21 protein-coding genes are annotated in these 17,471 nt (G+C 72.2%); 14 read left to right on the top strand and 7 right to left on the bottom strand.

The window, feature by feature from the left end; genetic code table 11:
• Window positions 1-104: 104 nt before the first annotated feature.
• On the bottom strand, window positions 105-620 hold the full coding sequence (locus ACNKF0_RS13120; protein ID WP_299923358.1) for a DUF1707 SHOCT-like domain-containing protein: 516 nt from the start codon (window positions 618-620) through the stop codon (window positions 105-107).
• A 78-nt stretch (window positions 621-698) separates the two neighbouring features.
• Between ACNKF0_RS13120 and ACNKF0_RS13115 the strand changes: the two genes are divergently transcribed.
• Window positions 699-1,259 (top strand): hemerythrin domain-containing protein, encoded by a 561-nt coding sequence (locus ACNKF0_RS13115; protein ID WP_299923355.1) that lies wholly within the window; start codon window positions 699-701, stop codon window positions 1,257-1,259.
• 24 nt (window positions 1,260-1,283) lie between these two features.
• On the opposite strand, the gene ACNKF0_RS13110 is transcribed toward ACNKF0_RS13115, so the two are convergent.
• Complete coding sequence (locus ACNKF0_RS13110; RefSeq protein WP_299923352.1) at window positions 1,284-1,943, bottom strand: ion channel; 660 nt, start codon at window positions 1,941-1,943, stop codon at window positions 1,284-1,286.
• Window positions 1,944-2,009: 66 nt separating this feature from the next.
• Here ACNKF0_RS13110 and ACNKF0_RS13105 point away from each other — a divergent pair, with 66 nt between their 5' ends.
• The 7 genes from ACNKF0_RS13105 (at window position 2,010) to ACNKF0_RS13075 (ending at window position 7,715) form a co-directional block, all read left to right on the top strand.
• The gene (locus ACNKF0_RS13105) at window positions 2,010-2,504 is read left to right on the top strand and encodes a hypothetical protein (RefSeq protein ID WP_299923349.1); all 495 of its coding nucleotides are present in this window, start codon (window positions 2,010-2,012) and stop codon (window positions 2,502-2,504) included.
• Window positions 2,505-2,508: 4 nt separating this feature from the next.
• The gene (locus ACNKF0_RS13100; RefSeq protein WP_299923346.1) at window positions 2,509-3,039 is read left to right on the top strand and encodes a hypothetical protein; all 531 of its coding nucleotides are present in this window, start codon (window positions 2,509-2,511) and stop codon (window positions 3,037-3,039) included.
• Window positions 3,040-3,103: 64 nt separating this feature from the next.
• Window positions 3,104-4,075 (top strand): NAD(P)/FAD-dependent oxidoreductase, encoded by a 972-nt coding sequence (locus ACNKF0_RS13095; protein WP_299923343.1) that lies wholly within the window; start codon window positions 3,104-3,106, stop codon window positions 4,073-4,075.
• 6 nt (window positions 4,076-4,081) lie between these two features.
• Window positions 4,082-4,492, top strand: a complete 411-nt coding sequence (locus tag ACNKF0_RS13090) for a hypothetical protein (protein ID WP_416952751.1) — start codon at window positions 4,082-4,084, stop codon at window positions 4,490-4,492.
• A 76-nt stretch (window positions 4,493-4,568) separates the two neighbouring features.
• Window positions 4,569-5,822: a glycosyltransferase family 4 protein gene (locus ACNKF0_RS13085; protein WP_416952749.1), complete on the top strand. Its 1,254-nt coding sequence runs from the start codon at window positions 4,569-4,571 to the stop codon at window positions 5,820-5,822.
• Window positions 5,809-6,555: a class I SAM-dependent methyltransferase gene (locus ACNKF0_RS13080; RefSeq protein ID WP_299923334.1), complete on the top strand. Its 747-nt coding sequence runs from the start codon at window positions 5,809-5,811 to the stop codon at window positions 6,553-6,555. The genes ACNKF0_RS13085 and ACNKF0_RS13080 overlap by 14 nt, the downstream gene beginning before the upstream one ends.
• A 62-nt stretch (window positions 6,556-6,617) precedes the next feature.
• Complete coding sequence (locus tag ACNKF0_RS13075) at window positions 6,618-7,715, top strand: prenyltransferase (protein WP_416952747.1); 1,098 nt, start codon at window positions 6,618-6,620, stop codon at window positions 7,713-7,715.
• Here the strand turns inward: ACNKF0_RS13075 and ACNKF0_RS13070 are convergent.
• A complete protein-coding gene (locus ACNKF0_RS13070; protein ID WP_416952745.1) occupies window positions 7,674-8,321 on the bottom strand; it encodes a class I SAM-dependent methyltransferase in 648 nt (215 codons plus the stop codon). The genes ACNKF0_RS13075 and ACNKF0_RS13070 overlap by 42 nt on opposite strands.
• Before the next feature lie 86 nt (window positions 8,322-8,407).
• On the opposite strand from ACNKF0_RS13070, the gene ACNKF0_RS13065 reads away from it, so the two are divergent.
• Window positions 8,408-8,746, top strand: a complete 339-nt coding sequence (locus tag ACNKF0_RS13065; protein ID WP_416952743.1) for a VOC family protein — start codon at window positions 8,408-8,410, stop codon at window positions 8,744-8,746.
• Here the strand turns inward: ACNKF0_RS13065 and ACNKF0_RS13060 are convergent.
• On the bottom strand, window positions 8,733-10,040 hold the full coding sequence (locus ACNKF0_RS13060) for an alpha/beta hydrolase fold domain-containing protein (protein ID WP_416952741.1): 1,308 nt from the start codon (window positions 10,038-10,040) through the stop codon (window positions 8,733-8,735). The genes ACNKF0_RS13065 and ACNKF0_RS13060 overlap by 14 nt on opposite strands.
• Before the next feature lie 219 nt (window positions 10,041-10,259).
• Here ACNKF0_RS13060 and ACNKF0_RS13055 point away from each other — a divergent pair, with 219 nt between their 5' ends.
• The 3 genes from ACNKF0_RS13055 (at window position 10,260) to ACNKF0_RS13045 (ending at window position 12,899) form a co-directional block, all read left to right on the top strand.
• On the top strand, window positions 10,260-10,886 hold the full coding sequence (locus ACNKF0_RS13055; RefSeq protein WP_416952739.1) for a hypothetical protein: 627 nt from the start codon (window positions 10,260-10,262) through the stop codon (window positions 10,884-10,886).
• A gap of 25 nt (window positions 10,887-10,911) precedes the next feature.
• The gene (locus ACNKF0_RS13050) at window positions 10,912-11,805 is read left to right on the top strand and encodes an aminoglycoside phosphotransferase family protein (protein ID WP_416952737.1); all 894 of its coding nucleotides are present in this window, start codon (window positions 10,912-10,914) and stop codon (window positions 11,803-11,805) included.
• 83 nt (window positions 11,806-11,888) lie between these two features.
• On the top strand, window positions 11,889-12,899 hold the full coding sequence (locus ACNKF0_RS13045; RefSeq protein WP_416952735.1) for a MerR family transcriptional regulator: 1,011 nt from the start codon (window positions 11,889-11,891) through the stop codon (window positions 12,897-12,899).
• Between the two features lie 82 nt (window positions 12,900-12,981).
• Here ACNKF0_RS13045 and ACNKF0_RS13040 read toward each other — a convergent pair whose 3' ends face one another.
• Window positions 12,982-13,722: a dienelactone hydrolase family protein gene (locus ACNKF0_RS13040; protein ID WP_416952733.1), complete on the bottom strand. Its 741-nt coding sequence runs from the start codon at window positions 13,720-13,722 to the stop codon at window positions 12,982-12,984.
• 56 nt (window positions 13,723-13,778) lie between these two features.
• Entirely contained in the window at window positions 13,779-14,423 is a 645-nt protein-coding gene (locus tag ACNKF0_RS13035; protein ID WP_299923307.1) for a sulfotransferase family 2 domain-containing protein, read from the bottom strand.
• A 45-nt stretch (window positions 14,424-14,468) separates the two neighbouring features.
• Between ACNKF0_RS13035 and ACNKF0_RS13030 the strand changes: the two genes are divergently transcribed.
• Window positions 14,469-15,134: a hypothetical protein gene (locus ACNKF0_RS13030; RefSeq protein ID WP_416952731.1), complete on the top strand. Its 666-nt coding sequence runs from the start codon at window positions 14,469-14,471 to the stop codon at window positions 15,132-15,134.
• Between the two features lie 3 nt (window positions 15,135-15,137).
• On the opposite strand, the gene ACNKF0_RS13025 is transcribed toward ACNKF0_RS13030, so the two are convergent.
• Complete coding sequence (locus ACNKF0_RS13025) at window positions 15,138-15,782, bottom strand: sulfotransferase family 2 domain-containing protein (protein ID WP_416952729.1); 645 nt, start codon at window positions 15,780-15,782, stop codon at window positions 15,138-15,140.
• A 42-nt stretch (window positions 15,783-15,824) separates the two neighbouring features.
• On the opposite strand from ACNKF0_RS13025, the gene ACNKF0_RS13020 reads away from it, so the two are divergent.
• Window positions 15,825-17,462, top strand: coding sequence for an ABC-F family ATP-binding cassette domain-containing protein (locus ACNKF0_RS13020; RefSeq protein ID WP_416952727.1), 1,638 nt, complete (start codon window positions 15,825-15,827; stop codon window positions 17,460-17,462).
• Window positions 17,463-17,471: the final 9 nt, after the last annotated feature.

Raw genomic sequence — 17,471 nt, 5'->3', positions numbered from 1 at the left:
CTCGAGCGAGGAACGAGCTCGGAAGGTCCTCGACGAGCGAGGAGCTGCGGGCGAGCGAAGCGAGCACGCCGGCGACGGAGTGACGAGCGGCGGGCTGATCGGCCTCAGCCCTCCTCTTCCCGCTTCCTGAGCTCCTTGCGCTGCTTCCTCTCCAGCCGGCGGGCATGCTCGTCGACGATGTCGCGCTTGTTCACGACGATGCGCGCGAGGTGCATCAGCGCGAATCCCATCGGGAACAGCGGCCAGGGGAACTCGCCCCACATCGTGACCGCCCAGATCGTCCACAGCAGCGCGGAGAGCCCGATGAGGCCGAGCAGTGCCTCACGCCGATCGGCCTCCCACTTCCGGACCGCCTGCGCGTGGAAGTCGGCCGTGCCGGGCCGCGGTGGCAGGGCGACGGGCAGGTCCTCGACTAGCGGCACCAGGTCGCCGAGCGTCCGGCTCGAGAGCGCCGCGTCGGTGCGCTCGTCGTACTCGTCACGCGTGAGGCGTCCTTCGGCGAAGGCGTCGGTGAGCACGGCCTCGATGACCGCGCGGTCGCGGTCCGACGCCCGCATCGACCGGTTGGCGGGGACGCGGGGGTCGTGGTCGAACTGGTTCCACACCTCGATCCCTGACACCTCACCATGGTAGGCACGCCCCACCCCTCTGGAGGTGGGCCGAAGGGCCCTGGTCGGACCAGGCGCTAGGTTCGCGGCATGAGCACTCCCATCGACCTCGGTCGCCCCGTGTCCGGCGACGTCATCGACCTGATCCTCGAGGACCACCGCCGCTTCGAGTCCCTCATGCGGCAGCTGCGGGACAGCACGTCGGACCGCGATGCCGTCCGCAAGGCGCTGGCCGCACTGCACGTCGCCCACGCGGAGGCGGAGGAGAAGCACGTCTACCCCCGGCTGCGCCGCAAGAACGCGATCACCGAGCACGAGGCCGAGCACGGCGAGGAGGAGCACGCCGAGGGCCACGAGGCCATGCTCACGGTGCTGGAGCTCAAGGGCACCGACACCCAGGCCTTCGACGACGCCGTCGAGGAGCTCGCCACCGCGCTCAACCACCACCTCACCGAGGAGGAGCTGACGATCCTCAACCCGGCCCGCGAGGAGGTCAGCGAGAAGGTGCGCGCCGAGCTGGGCGAAGCCTTCGCGACCGAGCGCAACAAGCAGCTCGACGCCGACTGCGGCAGCATCGACAACGTCCGCCGGATCGTGCAGGAGGCGGAGAAGGAAGGCCTCCTCGACGACGAGGACGAGGACGAGGACTGACCGCGCCGGCCCCCGGAGGTCGACTCAGCGGCGAAGCAGGATGGTGAGGCCGACCATGCGGGCCACGACCATCGCGATGTAGAACACGCCGGTCATCATCTCCACCATCACCACCGACCTCGCTTGTGCGCCGACGGCCACGATGTCGGAGAGCCCGACGCTCGTGAGGATCGAGAACGACAGGTAGAGCAGCTCGAACCAGGTGTGGTCGCCGAGGCCGTCGCCACTGCTGAACGACCCGGGCCAGACCACCTGCACCGCCGAGTACAGGTAGGCGAAGCCCCAGGCGACCACCGTGAAGGCGGCCCCGGTCGCGAAGTACTCGTCGGTGGTGACCTTGTCGTCGTGCAGCAGGTAGCGCAGCAACGCGTACGAGACGTAGAAGTAGAACGGTGCGTGCAGCACGCCCGAGAGCAGGACGACAGCGTCCTGGTCCGGGAAGACGGGCTCGATCAGCGTCAGCACCATCGCGGGTGCCCCGAGGAGCAGGATGATCCTGCTGGCCATGGGCGTGCGTCGCACGGCCAGGACGGCCGCTCCGACGGCCAGCATCCCGATGGCGCCGAGGCCCGCCCGGCCCACCACCGAGTCGTCGAGGAACGGCCACAGCAGCACCTGGAGGAGCTGTGCCCCGAGCAGCATCGCAGAGGGGTGCTCGGTGAGGTAGCGCAGCGGTCGGGTCACGACGACGCAGTCTAGGGACGCGCGGATCACCGCCACGGCGACGCTCCGCTGGGCTAGGTTCGGCCCGTGGGCGAGCGAGCGGGGAGGTGGGTGGCCGGCGGCCTCGTGCTCGTGCTCCTCGCGCTGCTGGTCGCGACCGCGCTGGTGGTCACCGGTGGGGACGAGGCGGACGGGGAGCTCACCGCCGCCCAGCACGACGTCGCGGGCGCGGCGCGCACCGAGGCGCTCGCCTTCCTCACCGTCGACCACCGCGACATGGACCCGCTGATCGATGCGGTCCTCGACGGCGCGACCGGTGACTTCGCCGAGCAGTACGCCTCCCAGCGCGAGACCCTCACCAGGGAGGCGGTCCGCACCGAGGCCACCTCGTCCCCGGAGGTGGTCGCCCTCGGGGTGGGCGACCAGGACGACGACTCGGCCACGGTCCTGGTGGCGGCCAACAGCACCGTGACCAACACCGGCACCACCGGCGAGGGCCAGGTCCGCTACTACCGGCTGCGCCTGGAACTGGTCCGCGAGGACGGGCGTTGGCTCACCGACGACCTGCGGTTCGTGAGGTGAGGACGTGACGAGCGGTACGGCGCTGAACCGGTGGCTGGTGGTGCTCGTCGCGCTGGTCGTGCTCGCGGCCGGTGCGCTCGTGTGGGCGCTCCGCGACTCCCGCGACGTCGCCGCCACCGACGTCAGCAGCGCGGACGCGGCGGAGGCCGTCGTCGCGTCTCCCGTGGTGAAGGAGTCGGCGCGGCTGGGTGCGGCTGCAGCCGCACGCAAGGCCTACAGCTACTCGTGGAGGTCGCTGTCCTACGACAAGGACGCCGCCCGCAGGTTGATGACGCCGACCATGCAGCAGCGCTACGACCGCACGATGGCGGGTGTCACCACCTCGAGCCGCCGTGACCGCACGGTGGTCGAGGCCGAGGTCGTCGACACGGCACTCGTGACCGCCTCGGCGACGTACGCCCGGGTGCTGGTCTTCGTCAACCAGCGCACCTCGGGCCGGGGGCTGGAACGGCCCACGCTCGACCTCCACCGCGTGCTGGTGACGCTGCGGCGCGTGGGTGGGGAGTGGAAGGTCGACGAGCTCGACGCGCTCTGACGACGCACGGACAGCCGCGGACCGGCCCTTGTGGCCGGGCCGCCCCGACGGAAGGATCCGCGACGTGGACGACGTGACGACCGACCTGCTGATCATCGGCGCGGGCCCGACGGGGCTGTTCTCCGCCTACTACGCCGGCTTCCGCGGCCTGAGCGTCGCGGTGGTCGACTCGCTGCCCGAGCTCGGCGGCCAGATCACCGCGATGTACCCCGAGAAGGCGATCCTCGACGTCGCCGGCTTCCCCAGCGTGAAGGGGCGCGACCTCGTCGAGGGGCTGGTGGCGCAGGCTGCCACGGCCGACCCGACGTACCTCCTCGACCGGACGGCGACCACCCTCGAGCACGGCGAGGACCGGGTGGTCGTCACCCTCGACGACGGCACGACCGTGACGGCCGGCGCCGTGCTCATCACCTCGGGCATCGGCAAGTTCAGCCCGCGGCCGCTGCCGGCCGGTGACGGCTGGGTGGGGCGCGGCATGGAGTTCTTCGTGCCCAGCTTCGCGCCGTACGCCGGCAAGGACGTGGTGATCGTCGGGGGAGGTGACAGCGCGTTCGACTGGGCCCAGCACCTCGAGCCGATCGCCTCCTCGGTGACGCTCGTGCACCGCCGCGACGCGTTCCGCGCGCACGAGCGCACCGTGGCCGCGGTCAAGGACTCGAGCGTCCGGATCATCACCAACGCCCAGGTGACCGAGCTGCGCGGGGAGAACCACCTCGAGGAGGTCGTGGTCAGCGTCGACGGGGAGGAGCCGCACGTCCTGGAGGCGCAGGCTCTCGTCGCCGCGCTGGGCTTCATCGCCGACCTCGGGGCGATCCAGCAGTGGGGACTGGAGACGCAGAAGCGCCACGTGGTCGTCGACTCCTCGATGCGCACCAACCTGCCGCGCGTGTTCGCCGCCGGTGACATCACCGACTACCCGGGCAAGGTCCGGCTCATCGCCGTCGGCTTCGGCGAGGCGGCCACCGCCGTGAACAACGCCGCCGTCGTGCTCGACCCCTCCGCCCACGTCTTCCCCGGCCACTCCAGCGAGGCGTGAGCCGCGATGGGCCTGTTCTCTCCCCGTGCCGGGGGTGTCGACGTGCGCGACCGGGACTACGTCCTGACCGGCTGCCCGGTGGTCGCGCAGGACGACCTCGTCGTGCTGATCGACGTCACGGTCCGCCTCGCGGTGCGGCCTCCGCGCGACGGCGCTCCGGCGCTGGGCTACGACCCCGCCGACCAGCGGGCCGTCCACGCCGTGTGTGTGCTGGTGCTCCGCCAGCTCGGCACCGAGGTCGCGTCCGAGGAGCTCCTGGTGGGGCGCGCCCGCGTCGTCGGTGCCGTCGAGCAAGGCCTCGCGCTGGCGCCGGTCGGGTCAGGGGTCTACGCCAGTGTCACCCACGCCGAGGTGCGGCCGCACGACCCGGACGGGGTCCGCCTCCACCACGAGTTCCGGTTGGCCGGCGGGTCCTGAGCCCCGGCCACGTCGGGGCCTACCGACGAGTAGGCATAATGGGCCACTCACGGAGCGCCACGAAAGGCAGACCACAGTGCGCATCGCCATGCTGTCCTACCGCAGCAAGCCGCACTGCGGCGGACAGGGCGTCTACATCCGCCACCTCAGCCGCGAGCTCGTCCGGCTCGGTCACGAGGTGGAGGTGTTCTCGGGCCAGCCCTACCCGGACCTCGACGAGGGTGTCGTGCTCACCAAGGTGCCGAGCCTCGACCTCTACCGCGAGCCCGACCCGTTCCGGGTGCCGCACCTGCGGGAGTTCCGCGACCTCATCGACGTCGAGGAGTTCCTCACCATGTGCACGGCCGGGTTCCCCGAGCCGAAGACCTTCAGCTCGCGCATCGCGCGGCTGATGAAGGACCGTGCCGGCGACTTCGACGTCGCCCACGACAACCAGGTGCTCGGCACCGGCATCCTGGAGCTGGAGTCCTACGGCCTGCCGGTCGTCGCGACGATCCACCACCCGATCACGATGGACCGCCGGATCGACCTGCAGACCGCGCCGACGTGGCGCAAGCGGCTCACCCTGCGCCGGTGGTACGGCTTCCTGCGGATGCAGACCCGGGTCGCCAAGCGCTACCGCAAGGTGCTCACCCCGTCGGAGTCCTCGACCCGCGACGTGGCCCGTGACTTCGGCGTCGACCCGGCCCGGATGCAGACGATCCTGCTCGGTGTGGACGACGTCTTCGCGCCGCCCACCGCCCCGCGCGTCCCCGGCCGGATCCTGGCCATGGCCAGCGCCGACGCCCCGATGAAGGGCATCGCGACCCTCCTCGAGGCCTTCGCCAAGCTCGCCGTCGAGCGCGACGTGTCGCTCGTGCTCGTGACCCGGCCGGAGCCGGGCGGGCGCACCGAGAAGCTCATCGACCAGCTCGGCATCGTCGACAAGGTGTCCTTCGTCAGCGGCGTCAGCGACGCCGAGCTCGTCGAGGTGATGGGGTCGGCCGAGGTGGCCTGCGTGCCGTCGCTCTACGAGGGCTTCTCGCTGCCCACCGCCGAGCTGATGGCCTGCGCGACGCCGCTGGTGGTCTCGCGCGCCGGCGCGATCCCGGAGGTCGTCGGTCCCGACGGCCAGTGCGCCGACCTGGTCACCCCCGGCGACGTGGGCGAGCTGGAGCAGGCGATCGCCGCGCTGCTCGACGACCCCGAGCGACGTACGACGATGGGCGCGGCCGGACGTGCCCGGGTCGAGGAGCTGTTCAGCTGGCGGGCCGTGGCGGAGGCCACCGCCGCCGCCTACGAGGACACCATCGCCGACTTCAACAGGGAGAACACCCGTGCTGACCGTTGACTTCGACCGGCTCGGCCTGCGCCCGGGCGACCGGGTGCTCGACATGGGCTGCGGCGCGGGGCGCCACGCGTTCGAGATGTACAAGCGCGGTGCCGACGTCATCGCCTTCGACCAGGACGCCGACGAGCTCGCGACCGTGCGTGAGTGGTTCACCGCCATGCGCGAAGCAGGCGAGGTGCCCGAGGGCGCCGAGGCCGACGTCAAGGAGGGCGACGCCCTCGCCCTGCCCTTCGCCGACGGGGAGTTCGACCGCATCGTCGCCGCCGAGGTGCTGGAGCACATCCACGCGGACGTCGACGCGATCAAGGAGCTCGTACGGGTCCTGCGCCCGGGCGGCACGCTGGCGGTCTCCGTGCCCCGGTGGCTGCCCGAGATCGTCAACTGGAAGCTCTCCGACGACTACCACAACGCCGAGGGCGGCCACATCCGCATCTACACGGCCCAGGAGCTCGTCGACAAGGTCACCAAGGCCGGTCGCTCCAACGATGGCACCCCCGGCGACGCGATGGTCTTCATCGGCCGGGACCACGCGCACGGGCTCCACACGCCCTACTGGTGGATCAAGTGCGCGGTCGGCGTCACCAACGACGACCACCCGCTCGCCAAGGCCTACCACAAGCTCCTGGTGTGGGAGATCATGAAGAACCCCAAGGCGCTGCAGTACGCCGGCAAGGTGCTCGACCCGCTCATCGGGAAGAGCATGGTGCTCTACTTCCAGAAGCCGGCCGCGTGAACACCCCACGACGTTCTCCTCCTCCGCTGCGCTCCCCCGAACAACGCCGCGGGGACCCCGACGTGAGCCTCACCCGCGCGCAGGTCGAGCAGACCGCGGCGTCGATCGCGGCCATGCAGGAGCCGTCCGGCGCCGTCCCGTGGACCCCGGGCGAGCACACCGACGTGTGGAACCACCTCGAGTCGGCGATGGCGCTCATGGTCGGCGGGCAGCGCGACGCCGCGGAGCGCGCCTTCGCCTGGGCGCGCGAGACGCAGCGGGCCGACGGCTCGTGGCCGATGAAGATCGTCGTCGGCGAGGTCGAGGACCACTCCGGCGAGACCAACATGTCGGCGTACGTCGCCGTCGCGACGTGGCACCACTGGCTGGTCGCGCGCGACGAAGCGTTCGTCCGCCGGATGTGGCCGACGGTGCGCCGCGCGCTCGACTTCGTGGTCGGCATGCAGCTGCCGTTCGGCGGTGTCGCCTGGTCGCAGGAGTGGGCGCACGGCGAGCCCGGCCCGGTCAACGCCGAGGCGCTGCTGGCGGGCTCGTCAAGCATCTACCACTCGCTTCGCGCGGGCGTCGCGCTCGCGGAGCTGGCGGGGGAGCCGCAGGTCGACTGGGAGCTCACGGGCGGCCGGCTCGGCCACGCCCTGCGCGAGCACCGCGACCTGTTCCTGGACAAGTCGACCTTCTCGATGGACTGGTACTACCCGGTCCTGGGCGGTGCGGTCCGCGGGCCCGAGGCCCATGCGCTCCTCGCCGAGCGCTGGGACACCTTCGTGGAGCCGGGCCTCGGCATCCGCTGCGTCTCGGAGAACCCCTGGGTGACGGGGGCGGAGACCTGCGAGCTGGTGATGGCGCTCGACGCCCTCGGTGACCGCGCGCGGGCGCTGCAGCTGTTGGCCGACATGCAGCACCTGCGCACCGACGAGGGCGCCTACTGGACCGGCTACGTGTTTCCCGACGGGGTGAACTGGCCGGTCGAGCAGACCACCTACACGGCCGCCGCGGTGGTCCTGGCCGTCGACCAGGTGACCGACGGCACCCCGGGCGCCGACATCATGCGCGGGACGACCCTCGCCCCCGACTTCGCGGAGCTCGGCCTGGAGTGCGGCTGCCCGTCCGGTGACGGGTCAGCCGATCGGGTCGCCGGCGTCTCCGGTCGTACGTCGTAGCACGCGCATCGACCCGACCACGTCGACCTCGGTGAAGGCGCCGCTGGCGACGGCGGGGAGGTAGATGTCCTCGTAGGGCGGCCGGCCCCCGTCGGCCGGGTCGGGGAAGACGTCGTGGATGACGAGGACCCCGCCGGCCATCACCCAGTGGGGCCAGGTGCGGAAGTCGGTGCGCGCGGGCTCGACCCCGTGCCCGCCATCGATGAAGAGCAGGGCGAGCGGGGTGCGCCACCACGCACCCACCGTCGCGGAGCGGCCGACGACCGCCACCACCTGCTCCTCCAGGCCGGCTGCGGCCATGGTGCGACGGAAGGTCGGCAGCGTGTCCATCAGGCCGATCTCCGGGTCGACGAGGCTGTCGTCGTGGTGCTCCCAGCCGGCCTGGTTCTCCTCGGAGCCCCGGTGGTGGTCGACGGTGAACACGGTGCCGCCGACCTCGCGGGCCGCCGCACCGAGCCAGACGGCGGACTTGCCGCAGTAGGTGCCGACCTCCAGGGCCGGTCCGTACGGAAGCCGCTCACGCGCCCAGCGGTGCAGCAGCGCACCCTCGTCCTCGGGCATGAAGCCCTTGGCCGCGCGGGCGTGGGAGAGCAGGTCTGCAGGCATCACAGGAGACGACCCTAGTGCGGTCACACCTGCGTCCTTCCGCGCGTCGGGTGGGTGAAGGGACCCACATCGACGAAGGAGCAGTCATGACCAACCACACGATCGTCATCCCCGCCGCTGACCTCGAGGTCGCAACCGCCTTCTACCGCACGGCGTGGGGCGCCGAGCCGCACACCGAGACGCCCTACTACGTCGGCTTCAACCTCGACGGGCAGGAGATCGGGCTCAACCCCCAGGGCGAGCGCGACCAGATGGCCGGCCCGGTCGTCTACTGGAAGACCGACGACCTCGCCGCCACGGTGGCCGCGGTCGAAGCGGCCGGCGGCACCGTCGTACGCCCCGTGACGGAGGTCGGGGGCGGCACCTCGCTGGCCCTGCTCACCGACCCGGCCGGCAACCAGGTCGGGTTCATCACCCAGGGCTGAGCCCGGCCTGGCCGGCGTCGTCGCCGAGCTCCTCCGGCCCGACCCCGCTGTCGGCGCGCAGGCCGTGGCGCCAGGTGTTCCAGTGCCACGTGAGGTAGCGGTCGACCGCGCGCACCGCGTGCGTGCTCCGGATCGAGTGGAAGACGTCGAAGGCGTGCTGTGCGCCCGGCAGCTCGGCGTACACCACCGACCTCTTCGACGTGCGCCGCAGCTCTGCCACGAACATCCGGGCCTGGTCGACGGCGACGAGGCTGTCGAGGTCGCCGTGGATGACGAAGAAGTCGGGCGCGTCGGGCGTGATCCGGAGGATGGGGGAGGCGGCCTCGTAGACGTGGGGCGCGTCCTGCCACGACGTCTGCACGACCCGCGGGCCGAGGAAGGCGTCGCGCATCCCGATGGCGTTCGCGAGCCCGGTCGAGCCGGCGAAGTCGTAGACCCCGTAGAACGGCACCGCCGCCCGCACGGACGTGTCGGCGTCCTCGAAGCCCGGCTGCCACTCGGGGTCGCCGGGGGTCAGCGCTGCCAGCGCGGCGAGGTGGCCTCCGGCCGAGCCGCCGGTGATCACGAGGTAGTCGGGGTCGCCCCCGTGGTCGGCGATGTTGTCCCGGACCCAGGCGATGGCGCGCTTGACGTCGACGATGTGGGCGGGCCACGGGTCGCGGGGGGAGAGGCGGTAGTTGATCGCCACGCAGATCCAGCCCTTGGCGGCCATCCGGTTCATCAGCGGGCGCGCCTGGTGCTCCTTCTGACCCACTGACCAGGCGCCGCCGTGGACCTGGAGGAGCACCGGCGCGTCCGTGATCGCGTCGTCGCCCGCAGGCAGGTAGATGTCGAGGTGGCCGCGGCGCCCCGCCTCGGAGTAGGGCAGGTTGCGGATCACCCGGACGGCGTCGTCGCGGAAGTCGAAGGGCCGCGCGAGCCGTCGCCACGGGGTCGCCAGGTCCGCCGGGTCGGGAGCCTCGTCGAGCTGCTCGACGTAGTCGACGCCGAGACCCTCGACGAGCGCGTCGTCCAGGACGTCGGCGGACCGGTGGCTCTGCCGGACCATGTGGGCCAGGCCGAGCGCGCTGGCCCCGGCGAGGGCGAGCCCCGCCTTGGCACGGATCCCCGTGCGCCGGCTCCTCGTGAGGTGGGCAGCAGCGTCGAGGACAGTCAGCGCCAGCACCTGCGGGGCGGTCTCGCCGAAGAGCCAGCCGGCGGCGAACGACGGTACGCCGCTGCGCTGGCCGCGAGGCGGCCTCAGGGCGTTGGCGGTCAGGGCGGCGATCACGGTCTGGCGCGACAGGAAGCTCACGGCCGCCATGTTACTCGCCGGTACGTGGCGGTGTCAGAGCAGGAAGACGACGACCAGGATCGCGGTGACGGCCAGCGAGACCAGCACCGATCCCATACAGCCGAGACGGTTGCTGAAGAAGAGGAACATCGGGGGCCTCCATCGAGACGGTCGTGCGGACGCCGACGCCGTACCCAGCTTGCCGCCGGTGATCCCCACCCGTCCGTCATGATCCCTCGTGTGACGACTCCCGCCGCAGACCCGTGGACCTACGTGGTGACCGACGTCGAGCTCGACGGTCCGTGGCCGGGGGTCCACTCCATGCGCTCCTTCGCGTCCGTCGCGGTGACGGCCGACGGGCTGGAGCACGGCCGTTTCGAGGCCGTGCTGGAGCCGTTGCCCGGCACCTCCCCGGACGCCGCGACGATGGAGTGGTTTGCCACGCAGCCGGGCGCGTGGGAGGCCGCCACGCGCGATGCCGAGCCGGTCGCGCGGGTGATGGAGCGCTACGTCGCATGGCTGCAGGACCTGCCGTGGCCGCGGATGTTCGCTGCCTTCCCGCTGGCGCTGGACGGCATCTGGATGGACCACTACCTGCGCCGCTTCACCGCCTACGGCATCCGGCAGGGCCACCACGAGACCGACCGGCTGTTCATCGGCCCCGGGCTGTGCCTGCGGAGCTACGCGGCGGCGGTGACCGGGACGTCGGTCGGCCTCGTCGACGTCGACACGCTCCCGGATGCCTGGTTCGGCGACGTCGAGCACACGCACCGGGCGATCGACGACACCCTCGGCTACGCCCACCTGCTGGTCGAGCTGTTCCGACGGGCGCGAGAGGGCGGGGCGGAAACCCGCGTGCCTGGGTGACCGGCGGCCGCTACGGTCCTGCCTGATGACGACCGGGATGCATGCCGACGAGCTCGTGGTGGACGACGGGACCGTACGACGACTGGTTGCCGAGCAGTTCCCCCAGTGGTCCGCGCTGCCCGTACGGCGGCTCCCGCCCCTGGGCACCGACAACCAGCTGTTCCGCCTCGGGGACGACCTGCTGGTCCGGATGCCGCGCATCCCCGGACCGGCCGAGACGGTGGCGTTCGAGCACACCTGGCTGCCGCGTCTCGCGCCCCACCTCCCGGTGGCGATCCCCGCCCCCGTGGCGCTCGGCGAGCCGGGTGACGGCTTCCCGTGGCCCTGGACGGTCGTGCCGTGGATCGACGGCACGACCCCCACCGAGTCGTCGTACGACCCGGAGACGTGGGCGGCCGAGCTCGGCGCGTTCGTGCGCGCGTGCCGTGACGTGCCCGCGATGGGTGGCCCGGTGGCGACCGAGGGGCGGGGCGGGCCGCTGCCCGCCCTCGACTCCTGGGTGCGGGAGTGGACCGCGAAGGCGGACCCCGCCGAGGTCTCCCGCGACGCGGTCCTCGCGGTGTGGGAGGACGCGCTTGCCGCACCGGCGTACGACGGCGAGCCCTGCTGGTTCCACGGCGACCTGCACGACGGCAACATCCTGGTGCGCGACGGCCGGCTGGCGGCCGTGATCGACTGGGGCGCGGCCGGCCGGGGCGACCCGGCGATCGAGCTCAATGCGATGTGGGGCTACGTCCCGCTGGCCGCCGCGGAGCCCTACCGCCAGGCCGTCGGCCTCGACGAGGCCGCCTACCGCCGCGCCCGCGGCTTCGCGCTCGCCCCTGCCATCAGCGGCTGGACCTACTACCGCCACACCGCGCCCGAGACCTCCCGCGGGGCGCTCGAGACCGTACGGCGGTTGATCGCGTCGCTGGACTGAGTGCGACCGAGTTGTTGACCTTGCCCCGAGGGGAAGCCGCAGGGTCGTCCCACCGGTGACCGACACCGGAGAGGATGAGGACGATGACCACGGAGCTCTGGACGATCGGCGACTTCGCCCGCGAGTCCGGCCTGACGCCGACGGCGTTGCGGCTGTACGACGACCTGGGGTTGCTGCGGCCGGTCGAGGTCGATGCGAGCTCGGGCTACCGCCGATATGCGCCGGAGCAGCTCGCGCAGGCTCGGCTGGTGGCCACGCTCCGGCTGGTCGGCATGCCGCTGGCCCGGATCGAGGAGGTCCTCGGGGCCTCGCCGGCAGCGGCGGCGCGGCTGGTCAGGGCGTACTGGCTCCAGGTCGAGCGCGACACGGCCAGCCGCCGGGACATCGTCTCCGCCCTCGTCGACCAGCTCGAGAGCGAGGAACCACCCATGACCACCTCCACCGACACCCTGCGTGCAGAGATCGGCACGAGTCATCGCACGGGCAGCCGTGCGGCGCAGCAGGACGCCCTGATCGCCCGGCCCGGCCTGGTGGCTGTAGCGGACGGGTTCGGCGAGCGCGCGGACCTCGCTTCCGCCGTGCTCGCTGCATTTGCCTCAGGCGGTCTCGACGATGCCGTCGCGGTGGTGGCGTCCGACATCGCGGCCTCGTTGCCCGATGCGCCGCGGTCAGGCACGACGCTGACCGCCGTGACGGTCACGGGCACCACCGCCTCGGTGACGCATGTGGGGGACGGACGCGTGTGGCTGGTGCGCGGCCGCGAGGTCCGGCAGGTCACCCACGACCACACGGTGGTGGCGGGGCTGCTCGAGAGCGGTCAGCTGACCGTGGACGAGGCCCGCTCCCACCCGCACCGCAACCTGCTCAACCGGGCCCTCGTGCCTGGCGATGCGCCCGACGAGCTCGAGGTCGGGCTCGAACCTGGGGATCGCCTGGTCCTCACCACCGACGGCATCCACACGGTCGTCGAGGACCTCCCGGCGCTCCTGGTGTCTCCTGCGCCGGCCCAGCGCATCGCCGACGAGGTCGCGAAGGCGGTCGCTGCCGCAGGCGAGCCGGACAACCACACCATCGTGGTGGTGGACCTGTCGTGAGAGCGACGTGGGATGGAGCCGGCGACGACTACGCGGTGGCTGTGGTCCATCTGGTGGACCACAGCCACCGCACTGTGGGGGCCTAGCGCAGGCGCTCGGCGAAGAAGTCGAGCACCGCGTCCACGGCCACCTGCGACCGCTGCTCGGTGACGGTGGAGTGGCCCGAGCCCTCGAGCTCGACGCGGATGAAGGCGTCACCGATCAGCGAGGTGAGGGAGTCGAAGCGGGTGCCGACGAGCGGGTCGGAGGCGTAGCGGATGCCGAGGACGGAGCAGCCAGCGGCCGCGCGACGGCGTACGACGTCAGCGTCGGCGGGGGAGAGGTTGAGGTCGGCGGCCCGGCCGGGGAGGCCGATGAACGGTGCGCTCGGCTGGCACAGCACGGGGGCGACGGTGCTGTCGTCGACCATCATGGCGAGCGCGAAGCCGCCGGTGAAGCACATGCCGAGCGCTCCGACGCCCGGCCCGCCGAGCTCGGCGTGCAGCTCGCGCGCCAGCGATCGCAGCCAGCCGGCCACGGGGGTCGTCACGCCCCGGGCGAGCTTGGTGAACTCGCGGCTGATGCACACCCGGGGGAGGACGCGTAGCACGTCGACGTTGCTGAACTCGCGTCCCGCCGGACCGAAGAGGTGCGGCAGCAGCACCGTGTGGCCGGCGGCCACCAGCTCCTCGCCGAACCTGATCACCCCGGCCGTGAGCCCCGGCAGCTCGTGGACGACCACCACCCCGGGACCGGTGCCCTTGCGCCACACGGGATGGGTGGTCGGCTCGCCGGCCACGTCGGCGGTGTGCTCGCTGCGGGTCCAGCCGTCGAGTGCGTCCACGGGAGGAAATGTCGCAGCCCGGAGGCCGTGGCGGAAGGGGTCCGCTGGCCAGCGCCTCAGAACGTGTAGCCGAAGGCGTCGAGGTCTGCTGCGTAGACCTCGGCGACCTTCGCTCGCGTCGCGTCGGAGTAGTAGTCGCGGTAGCTGCCGTGCGGCGACTTGTTGCGGTGGGGCACGTGGACCGGCTCGCCGCCCAGGCGCCGCTCGACCTCGGCGAGGTCGTCGGCGAAGCTCTCGGTGCGCCCGACGAAGTCGACCTCGCGGTCCGGCGCGCGCAGGTAGTCCACCTGGGGCCGGCCGACCCGCGGCAGCTCCTCGGTGCCACGCAGCACGAACTCCTCGAAGCCTGAGTACGCCGCTGCGGCGCGCCACATGTCGTTGCCGCGCATCCGCGTCGCCTCGGCACCCTGCGGGCGTCCGCTCGACGGACCCCACTCACGGTCCCAGTCCTGGATCATCGACCACCACGACACCATCCGTGCCCACGGGTTGCGCACGAACGCGAAGGACCAGTAGTCGGCCGTCTGCGGCTCCGCGCGCAGGATCCGGGCGTACGGCGCGTGCCGGCCGAGCGGGGGCTTCACCCCGGGTGCCTTGCTCCGCGCGTCGGGGCAGCAGCGCTCGAACGCGACCCCGACCGAGACCCCGCCGGTCTTGGGCACGTGCACGAAGAGTGCGCGCTTGGCGTCGGAGATCAGCACGGGCGCGAGGCTAGCCCAGCCGGGGGCATGCGGGATGATCGGGCGGTGATGACCTTCCTCGAGCTCGGGCCCGGGCGGGACTTCGTGCTCCTCGCCCTGCCGAAGACGGCGAGCACCGCGCTCGAGCGGACGCTGGCGCCGTACGCCACCGAGTCGGTCAGCGCACCACCCGGGCGCAAGCACCTGCCGGCGCGCGGCTTCGTGCACACCAAGGCGCACGAGCTCGCCGAGCAGGGGCACCCGCGCGAGTCCTACGAGCTGGTCACGATGTTCCGCGAGCCCATCGCCTGGCTCGAGTCGTGGTGGCGCTACCGCGCACGCGAGGACAGCCGGCAGTCGACCGCCGAGATGACCTTCGAGGAGTTCGCCCTGCACTACCTCGCCGGCCACGACGACGCACCGGTCCCCAAGGGCCGTCCGGCGAAGTTCATCCAGGCCCAGGGCGGTGTCGCCGTGGACCGGGTCCTCGCCGTCGAGCGCCCCGAGGTGTGGTCGGCGTGGTTCTCCGAGCGGCTCGGCCGTCCGCTCGACTTCGAGCGCCGCAACGCCTCCACCGCCGAGCACGGCGAGCTGGCCTTCGCCACGCGGGAGGCGCTGGTGGCCCACTTCGCCCCGGAGTACGCCGTGTGGGACCGGCTCGAGGCCACCGGCGAGTGGGCGGGCGCGCGGGGGACCCGGCTGCCGGACCTGGTGGGCCCGGCTCGGTCGTAGCCGTCAGTCGTAGGTGTAGCCGAAGAGCTCGATGTCCTCGGCGTAGACCTCAGCGACGCGCTGGCGGGTCTCGTCGGTGTAGTAGTCGTGGTAGGTGCCGTGCTTGGACTTGTTCTTGTGCACCGGCGTGGACGGTTCGAGGCCGAGCTGCGCCTGCACCCGCTGGAGGTCCTCCACGAAGTTCTCCGTGCGGCCGATGAAGTCGACCTCACGCTGGTGCTTGGGAGCGCGCAGGTACTTGATCTGCGGCGTGCCGACGCGCGGCAGCTCCTCGGTACCGCGCATCACGAACTCGTCGAAGCCGGAGTAGGCCGCCGCGGCGCGCCACATCTCGTTGCCGTCGCGCATCGAGTTGTGCTTGACGTCCTGCGGCTTGCCGCTGCTCGGGCCGTGGCGGCGGTCCCAGGCCGAGATCATCGAGTACCACGAGACCATCCGGGCCCACGGGTTCCGCACGAAGCCGAAGGTCCAGTAGTCGATGACCTGCGGCTCGTGCTTGATGATCTTGCCGAGCGTCGCGTGGCGGCCGATGGGGACGCGCGCCTTGCGAGCGTCGGGGCACGCCTCCTTGACGGTCTCCTCGACCGACACGCCGCCCGTCTTGGGCACGTGGACGAAGAGCACCTTGCGCGAGTCGCTGATCAGCACGCGGCGAGGTTATCCCACGCTCCACCTGACTACTGTGGGCCCGTGACCGGCACCCTCGTCGCGAAGGACCTGGCCGGTGGCCACGGCCCGCGCACCCTCTTCGAGTCCCTGGACCTCACCGTCTCGCCGGGCGACGTCGTCGGGGTCGTCGGAGCCAACGGGGCCGGGAAGTCCACGCTGCTGCGACTGCTGGCGGGGGAGTCCGCGCCGATCTCGGGGCGGGTGTCCACCGCACCGTCCGACGCGTTCGTGGGCTGGCTCCCGCAGGAGCACGAGCGCATCCCCGGCGAGACGATCGCGGGCTACCTCGGCCGCCGCACGGGCGCGACCCCCGCGACCCTGGCGATGGAGGACGCCGCCGCGGCGCTGGAGTCGGAGGCCCCCGACGCCGCCGACACGTACGCCGTCGCGCTGGACCACTGGCTGGCGACCGGCGCGCCCGACCTCGAGGACCGTGCTCCCGCGGTCCTGGCCGAGCTCGGACTCGACCTGGGCCTCGACGCGCTGATGACCAGCCTGTCGGGAGGACAGGCCGCACGGGTGGCTCTCGCCGCACTGCTGCTGAGCCGCTTCGACGTCGTCCTGCTCGACGAGCCGACGAACGACCTCGACCTCGCCGGGCTGGAGCGGCTGGAGTCCTTCGTGCGCGGCCTGCGTGCGGGCATCGTGCTCGTGTCGCACGACCGCGAGTTCCTGGCGCGGTGCGTCACCCGGGTCGTCGAGCTCGACCTGGCCCAACGGCAGGTCTCGGTGTACGACGGCGGCTACGACGCCTACCTCGAGGAGCGGGCGGTCGCCCGGCGGCACGCCCGCGAGGCCTACGAGGAGTTCGCGGACAAGAAGGCCGACCTCGTCTCCCGGGCCCGCACCCAGCGGGAGTGGAGCTCCCAGGGCGTCCGCAACGCGATGCGGAAGGCGCCCGACAACGACAAGATCCGCCGGCGCGCGCAGAGCGAGTCGTCGGAGAAGCAGGCCCAGAAGGTGCGGCAGATGGAGTCGCGCATCGCGCGCCTCGAGGAGGTCGAGGAGCCCCGCAAGGAGTGGGTGCTGCAGTTCGACATCGCCTCCGCACCCCGCTCGTCCAGCGTCGTCGCCGTCCTCGACGAGGCGGTCGTCCGGCTCGGCGGCTTCCAGCTCGGGCCGGTCTCGCTCCAGGTCTCGGCCGGGGACCGCATCGCCATCACCGGCCCCAACGGCGCCGGCAAGACGACGCTGCTGCGGCTGCTGCTCGGTCACGTGGCACCGGACGAGGGCCGTGCCTCCCTCGGCGCGAGCGTCGCGGTCGGCGAGATCGACCAGGCGCGTACGTCGCTGGCGGAGACGCTGCCGCTCGGCGACGCCTTCGAGGCGGCCGTGCCGGCCATGACCTCCGCGGAGGTGCGCACCCTGCTGGCCAAGTTCGGGCTCAAGGCCGACCAGGTCGCCAGCCTCGTCCACCGGCTCTCGCCCGGCGAGCGCACCCGGGCCGCCATGGCGCTCCTGCAGGCCCGCGGCGTCAACCTGCTCGTCCTCGACGAGCCCACCAACCACCTCGACCTGCCGGCCATCGAGCAGCTCGAGCAGGCCCTGGCGACGTACGACGGCACGCTGCTGCTCGTCTCCCACGACCGACGGATGCTGGCGAACGTCGCGCTCGACCAGCGCTGGGACGTCGACGCCGGCCGGGTCACCGCTCGCTAGCATCCCCGG

It is taken from the genome of Nocardioides sp. T5 (assembly GCF_048161455.1).
Taxonomy (GTDB): domain Bacteria; phylum Actinomycetota; class Actinomycetes; order Propionibacteriales; family Nocardioidaceae; genus Nocardioides.
The sequence above is the reverse complement of the archived record's forward strand: the minus strand, read 5'-3'. Positions and strand labels throughout refer to the sequence as shown.

What these genes read in the sequence shown, in the direction of transcription:
- ACNKF0_RS13065 (WP_416952743.1), top strand. Translation starts at nt 8,408, where the DNA reads ATGACCAACCACACGATCGTCATCCCCGCCGCTGACCTCGAGGTCGCA.
- ACNKF0_RS13070 (WP_416952745.1), bottom strand. Translation starts at nt 8,321, where the DNA reads ATGCCTGCAGACCTGCTCTCCCACGCCCGCGCGGCCAAGGGCTTCATG.
- ACNKF0_RS13045 (WP_416952735.1), top strand. Translation starts at nt 11,889, where the DNA reads ATGACCACGGAGCTCTGGACGATCGGCGACTTCGCCCGCGAGTCCGGC.
- ACNKF0_RS13050 (WP_416952737.1), top strand. Translation starts at nt 10,912, where the DNA reads ATGACGACCGGGATGCATGCCGACGAGCTCGTGGTGGACGACGGGACC.
- ACNKF0_RS13090 (WP_416952751.1), top strand. Translation starts at nt 4,082, where the DNA reads ATGGGCCTGTTCTCTCCCCGTGCCGGGGGTGTCGACGTGCGCGACCGG.
- ACNKF0_RS13115 (WP_299923355.1), top strand. Translation starts at nt 699, where the DNA reads ATGAGCACTCCCATCGACCTCGGTCGCCCCGTGTCCGGCGACGTCATC.